Origin of the sequence: Pseudozobellia thermophila, from assembly GCF_900141855.1 — a bacterium.
GTDB lineage: Bacteria > Bacteroidota > Bacteroidia > Flavobacteriales > Flavobacteriaceae > Pseudozobellia > Pseudozobellia thermophila.
This window is the reverse complement of the sequence record NZ_FQYU01000028.1, coordinates 1-1,649: the sequence shown is the minus strand read 5'-3', so window position 1 is coordinate 1,649 and position 1,649 is coordinate 1. Positions and strand designations below refer to the sequence as shown.

2 protein-coding genes are annotated in these 1,649 nt (G+C 37.1%); both read right to left on the bottom strand.

Annotation, left to right across the window (positions count from 1 at the left end; translation table 11 throughout):
• Positions 1 to 114 precede the first annotated feature (114 nt).
• The gene (locus tag BUB37_RS21210) at positions 115 to 837 is read right to left on the bottom strand and encodes an SMI1/KNR4 family protein (protein WP_072996079.1); all 723 of its coding nucleotides are present in this window, start codon (positions 835 to 837) and stop codon (positions 115 to 117) included.
• A gap of 422 nt (positions 838 to 1,259) precedes the next feature.
• Positions 1,260 to 1,649: hypothetical protein (locus BUB37_RS21755; protein WP_170863206.1), on the bottom strand; the 390-nt coding region annotated here is incomplete at its 5' end.

Sequence of the window (1,649 nt, the reverse complement as noted above, 5' to 3'; positions counted from 1 at the left end):
GGAGCAAGTTATTTTAAAATAAAAAAGGTGGTTTAAGGCAAAAAGAAAATATTGATTAACTTTAGAGAACTGGACTATGGCTTTTCATAGGAGCCGATGTTAGGCACTGGCTTTTTATTTCTTTCCTCCGAAAAATCTTGATAGAAAACCTTGTTTCACTCTTTTCTCTATAATCCAAATCGGTTCGTCAGTTGGCCTTATGATTTTTGTATTCGGTCCTGATTTGCCCCACGGAAATCCTGTTTTTATTGGTTTATCAGTCAAGTCTGCTACTAAAAACATTTCTGGCAATTCAACTTGTCCGCTTTCAAAGTCATAGTCCTTTTCATTTTTTTCCATTATTCCGACTTTCTCACTCCAAATGTCCATTACGGTCTTTTCGTGAATAATGTCTAAGTTGGATTGATTTCCTTTTTGTCCAAATTCGTCAACGTGTTTTATAAACTCTGATAAATTTTCAGAGTGTTTTACAATTACCGCTGGGTCGTGGCACACGTAGTAGACTGAGTTCCAATTTCCTTTTGAATCAATGTCTAAAATCCAAAAATTTCCAAACCCATCTCCTGCAAGTTGGATTGAGTTAGGGAACATTTCTTCAAATCCGAAATGACCGAATGCATCAAAACGAACTTCTTCAAGTCCATAGAATTCAAAACCCTTACTGAATCTCAATAATTCTTCGATTTCGTTCGGCAAAGTGCTATTTGGAAGTTGATTTTTAAGGTTTTCTATTTCGCTGGCACTCATACCGTCCAACAATTCAACTTTATACGAATCACCGTCTTCCGATTCATATTGATTTGAAAGTATTGATTCTAATTGTTGTTTCGGTGTCATATCTTTTCGTGTTCTTTTAGCTTGTGCCTAACGGCCAGACGGCTATGGCGAGTTGCGTGGCATACCTTGGCAAGGGGTCGCCATTAGACGCACATTCGCTATAGGCGGTGATGTCGATGGTACCGACCGCGAACGGCTCCGTCCGGGTTTTTTAGGATTGAATATAGCAAATTTTATGGGCGAATGTGCAGTCGTACTGTCTGGCCGATGGCCGATGGTAGGAAAAAAAGGTAGGGCGGCGGCCTCGACCGCCCGGTTTTTTACGGGCCGGAGGTATCATCGACCATCGTTTATGTATAAGAATAGTTGCGAGTTTGTATGCGAGGATTTTCCGAAGGAAAATTAGAAGCTGGCAAACAAAACAACTAACTTTGGTTAAGCACAAAACAGCAATTTTTTATATACCGTGTTGTGCATAGTATTTATTTCATTATTATTTTTACTTTATTCGGTTCAAGTTTTTTTTCCGATAAATATTTGTCAATACTGTCATTAGTTTCCAATTTTAAATTGGTTTGAGTGATTTTAAAATCAGATATTGAGTCATTTTTTATTTTACATTCAGCATAAACATAATGTTTCCCAAAACCACCTTGAACATATGCAATTCTCCAAAGGCTATTTTTTCTCGATAATAAGCGAAGTTGTCGCGTCGGAGCTGAATCGTAAATTATAACGTCCGTTTGATTAAATTTCTGATTGGGATTAGCAATTTTAAAGTCATTTTTTAGAACTTTTTTTAAAGTCAGAGTAAGTAGCTCAGGAATAGAATCGGTTGTGTTAAATTCGGTCCAATTTTTTAATATTTCAAC